This window comes from Peterkaempfera griseoplana (genome assembly GCF_001418575.1).
Lineage (GTDB): Bacteria > Actinomycetota > Actinomycetes > Streptomycetales > Streptomycetaceae > Peterkaempfera > Peterkaempfera griseoplana.
Genome location: NZ_LIQR01000469.1, coordinates 1 through 4,359, shown reverse-complemented (window position 1 = coordinate 4,359; position 4,359 = coordinate 1). Strand labels below are relative to the sequence as shown.

The window sequence follows — 4,359 nt, the reverse complement described above, 5'->3', positions numbered from 1 at the left end:
GTCGTCGAGCCAGAAGGGGGTGGGCTGGGCGTCCTTGAGCGACCAGGCGGGATCCATGTGCGGTGTCAACTGCCTTCTGCGGAGGGGCGGTCGGCGGCGGTGCTGCGGTGCCCCGGGTTGGGACGGGTGGTTGCGGTCAGCTGCGGGCGCGGCGGCGGTTGGCGATCCACTGGCCGCCGGCGGTGAGCAGGACGGCGGTCAGGAACATCGCGGTGCCGATCACATTGACCTGGACCGGGGTGCCGCGCTGCGCGGATCCCCAGACGAACATCGGGAAGGTGACGGTGGAGCCGGAGTTGAACTGGGTGATGACGAAGTCGTCGAAGGAGAGCGCGAAGCTGAGCAGTGCACCGGCGGCGATGCCGGGGGCGGCCAGCGGCAGGGTGATCCTGAGGAAGGTCTGCAACGGGGTGGCGTAGAGGTCCTGGGCGGCCTGTTCCAGGCGGGGGTCCATGGACATCACGCGGGCCTTGACGGCGGTCACCACGAAGCTGAGACAGAACATGATGTGGGCGATGAGGATGGTCCAGAACCCGAACTCGACCCGCATGTTGAGGAAGAGGGTGCCCAGCGAGGCCGCCATGACGATCTCCGGCATCGCCATCGGCATGAAGATCATGGCGTTGACGAACGGCCGTCCGCGGAAGCGGTAGCGGGCCAGCGCGAAGGCGATCATCGTACCGAGGACGGTGGCCCCGACCGTGGCGTAGAGGGCGATCTGGAGGCTGAGGCCGAGGGCGTCGCACATCCCGGCGACGTCGCAGGGGTGCTGCCAGGCGTCGGTGGAGAACTTGTCCAGGGTGTAGTTGAAGCGCCCGTTGGGCTTGTTGAAGGAGTACACGATCACCACCACATTGGGGATGATCATGTACGCGAGGACCAGCACGGCGGCGATGACGACCAGACGCCGGCGCAGCCATCGGGTGAGCGCGGCCATCAGACGAGTTCCTCCGTCCCCGCCTTGCGGATGTAGAGACTGATCATGACCAGGATGAGGGCCATGAGGATGAAGGAGAGCGCCGCGGCCAGCGGGTAGTTGACCTGGGTGAGGAACTGGTTCTGGATGACGTTGCCGATCATCTTGTCCTGCACTCCGCCGAGCAGCTGGGCGTTGATGTAGTCGCCGGAGGCGGGGATGAAGGTGAGCAGGGTACCGGCGACGACCCCGGGCAGGGAGATCGGGAAGGTCACCTTGCGGAAGGTGGTGAACGGCCTGGCGTAGAGGTCTCCGGCGGCCTCGTGCAGCCGGGGGTCGATGCGCTCCAGCGAGGTGTAGAGCGGCAGCACCATGAACGGCAGGAAGTTGTAGGTGAGGCCGCAGACCACCGCGAAGGGGGTCTGCATCAGCCGGTGGTCGCGGGTCCAGTGCAGGGCGTCGGTGACGTCCAGCAGATGGACGGCGTTGAGGGTACGGACCACCCAGCCGCCGTCGGCGAGGATGGTCTGCCAGGCCAGGGTGCGGATCAGGAAGCTGGTGAAGAACGGGGCGATCACCAGCACCAGGATGACGTTGCGCCAGCGTCCCGCCTTGAAGGCGATGGTGTACGCCAGCGGGTAGCCCAGGGCCAGGCAGAGCGCGGTGGCGGTGGCCGCCCAGACGAAGGACCAGCCGTAGAGCGAGCCGTACTCGCGGACGGCGTCCCAGTAGGTGGCGAAGTGCCAGGTGACCCGGAAACCCTTCTCCAGGGAGCCGGTCTGGACGGAGGTGGAGGCCTGGTAGACGGTGGGGAGGGCGAAGAAGACCAGCAGCCAGGCGATGCCGGGGAGCAGCAGCAGATAGGGGATGCGGCGGCGCCGGCGGGCGGCCTTGCCGACGGCTGCGGGCACCGGGCCCTGGTCGCCGGCGTCGGGCGCGCCGGCGCCCGGCAGGACGGCGGTGGTGTCGGAGGTCATGCCGCCCCCTGCTCTCCGGCGTGGACGTCCTGGTCGGCGTCGACGGCGAAGGCGTGGGCGGGGTTCCAGTGCATGACCACCTCGGCGCCGGGGGCGATCCGGGTGTCACGCTCCATGTTCTGCTCGAAGACGGAGATCTGCTGGCCCCAGGGCGAGCGCACCAGGTACTGGGTGGAGACGCCGATGAAGCCGGCGTCCACCACCGTGCCGGTGATCCGGTTGCGGCCCTCGGCGACGGTGCCCGCGTCGTCGGCGTGGGTGAGGGCGAGCTTCTCGGGGCGGACGCCGATCAGCAGCCGTTCCTGGTCGGCGCCGGTGCGTGCGGCGGGCAGGGTGAGCCGGCAGCCGGAGACGTCCAGCAGCAGGTCGTCGCCCTGTTTGCCGGTGACCTGGGCGGTCAGCAGGTTGGACTGGCCGAGGAAGTTGGCGACGAAGGTGGTGCGGGGGTTCTCGTAGAGGTCCGCGGGCGCTCCCAGCTGCTCGATGCGGCCCGCGTTCATCACCGCGATGGTGTCGGCCATGGTCATGGCCTCCTCCTGGTCGTGAGTGACATGGACGAAGGTGATGCCGACCTCGGTCTGGATGCGCTTGAGCTCCAGCTGCATCTGTCGGCGGAGCTTGAGGTCCAGGGCGCCGAGGGGCTCGTCGAGCAGCAGCACCTGGGGGTGGTTGATCAGGGCGCGGGCGACGGCGACGCGCTGCTGCTGGCCGCCGGAGAGCTGGTGCGGCTTTCGGCGGGCGTAGGGGCCGAGTTCGACCAGCTCCAGCATGTCGTCCACCTGCTTCTTGACGTCCTTCTTGCCGCGGCGGCGCAGTCCGAAGGCGACGTTCTCGAAGATGTCGAGGTGGGGGAAGAGCGCGTAGTTCTGGAAGACGGTGTTGACCGGCCGCTTGTACGGCGGCAGGGCGGTGATGTCCTGGCCGCCGATGACGATGGTGCCGGTGGTGGGGTCCTCCAGGCCGGCGATCATCCGCAGGGTGGTGGTCTTGCCGCAGCCGGAGGCGCCCAGCAGGGCGAAGAAGGACCCGGCCGGGATGGTCAGGTCCAGCGGCCGGACGGCGTGGAAGTCGCCGAAGGCCTTGGAGATCCCGGCGAGGCGGACGTCCTGGCCGGCGGTGGTCTGCTCTGTCATGTGTCTCGCTGTCCCCTGTGTGTGCCGGTGCGGGCGTCAGGCGCCGATGAGCTTGGCGAACGCGGCCTGGTACGTGGCTTCCTCGGTCTCGCTGAGGGCGCGGAAGGCGTGTCCCTTGGCCGCCATGGCGCTGTCGGCGATGATCAGCGGGTTCTTGGCGGCGTCGGGGTCGATCTTCGCCAGGACTGCGGCTGCGCCCTCGACCGGGGTGAAGTAGTTGACGTAGTCGGCCAGTTCCGCCGCGATCTCGGGGCGGTAGTACCAGTCGATCAGCCGCTCGGCGTTGGACTTGTGGCGGGCGCGGCGCGGGATCAGCATGTTGTCGGTCGAGGCCATGTAGCCGGTCTCGGGGATGACGTACTCGATGTCGGGGTTGTCCGCCTTGAGCTGCACCAGGTCGCCGGCCCAGGCCAGGCAGGCCTTGATGTTGCCGGAGGCGAGGTCCTTGGCGTACTCGTTGCCGGTGAAGGCCCGGATCTGGTGGCTGTCCACGGCCTTCTGGACCCGGGCGACGGCGGCGTTGAAGTCGTCCTGGGTGACCTTCGCCGGGTCCTTGCCCATGTCCAGCAGGGTGAGGCCGACGGTGTCGCGCATCTCGGTCAGCATGGTGACGCTGCCCTTGAGGGACGGGTCGGTGAGCAGCTGGCTGACGCTGGTGACCGCTTTGCCGCCGGTGGCCTTCTTGTTGTAGGCGATCAGGGTGGCGATGCCGGCCCAGGGGTAGGAGTGGGCGCGGCCCGGGTCCCAGTCGGGGCTGCGGTACTGCTGGGCGAGGTTGGCGAAGGCGTGGGGCAGCTTGGACTGGTCCAGGACCTCCGCCCAGCCGAGGCGGATGATCCGGGCGGCCATCCAGTCGGTGAGGACGACCAGGTCGCGGCCGGTGTCCTGGCCGGCTCGCAGCTGGGCCTGGATCTTGCCGAAGAAGTCGTCGTTGTCCTCGATGTCCTCGGTGTAGGCGACCTTGATGCCGGTGGCCTTGGTGAAGGCGTCCAGGGTCGGCCGGCGGTTCTTGTCCTTGTCGTCGACGTCGATGTAGAGCGGCCAGTTGGAGAAGTTGACCAGCTTCTCCTCGGCGGAGTGGTCCTCGGTGGCGGCGCCCTGTCCGGAGGACTGGGAGGCCGCGGGGATGCCGCAGCCGGTCAGGGTGCCTGCGGCGACCGCACCCAGGCCCGCGGCGCGCAGCAGCGACCTTCGGGAGAGGGCCGCGCGGCCGGAGGCCGCGCTGCGCTGCCAGGCCTTGAGCACGGGCTCCGGCAGTCCGTCGAACGGGTCCATGGGGTGCAGCCCTCCTGTGGGGTGTGGTGCGGGGGGAGGGCCGGCCGCCCCGGCTCGG

General features: G+C 69.1%; 4 protein-coding genes. All 4 read right to left on the bottom strand.

Annotation, left to right across the window (positions count from 1 at the left end; genetic code table 11):
- Positions 1-136: 136 nt before the first annotated feature.
- Genes AOK09_RS30000 through AOK09_RS29985 form a run of 4 tightly spaced genes read right to left on the bottom strand, consistent with a single transcriptional unit; the run spans position 137 to position 4,301 of the window.
- A complete protein-coding gene (locus tag AOK09_RS30000; RefSeq protein WP_055590378.1) occupies positions 137-937 on the bottom strand; it encodes an ABC transporter permease in 801 nt (266 codons plus the stop codon).
- The gene (locus AOK09_RS29995) at positions 937-1,893 is read right to left on the bottom strand and encodes an ABC transporter permease (protein ID WP_055590377.1); all 957 of its coding nucleotides are present in this window, start codon (positions 1,891-1,893) and stop codon (positions 937-939) included. The genes AOK09_RS30000 and AOK09_RS29995 overlap by 1 nt, the downstream gene beginning before the upstream one ends.
- Positions 1,890-3,026, bottom strand: coding sequence for an ABC transporter ATP-binding protein (locus tag AOK09_RS29990; protein ID WP_055590376.1), 1,137 nt, complete (start codon positions 3,024-3,026; stop codon positions 1,890-1,892). Before AOK09_RS29990 ends, AOK09_RS29995 begins: the two co-directional genes overlap by 4 nt.
- Before the next feature lie 36 nt (positions 3,027-3,062).
- Positions 3,063-4,301 (bottom strand): polyamine ABC transporter substrate-binding protein, encoded by a 1,239-nt coding sequence (locus AOK09_RS29985; RefSeq protein ID WP_055590375.1) that lies wholly within the window; start codon positions 4,299-4,301, stop codon positions 3,063-3,065.
- Positions 4,302-4,359: the final 58 nt, after the last annotated feature.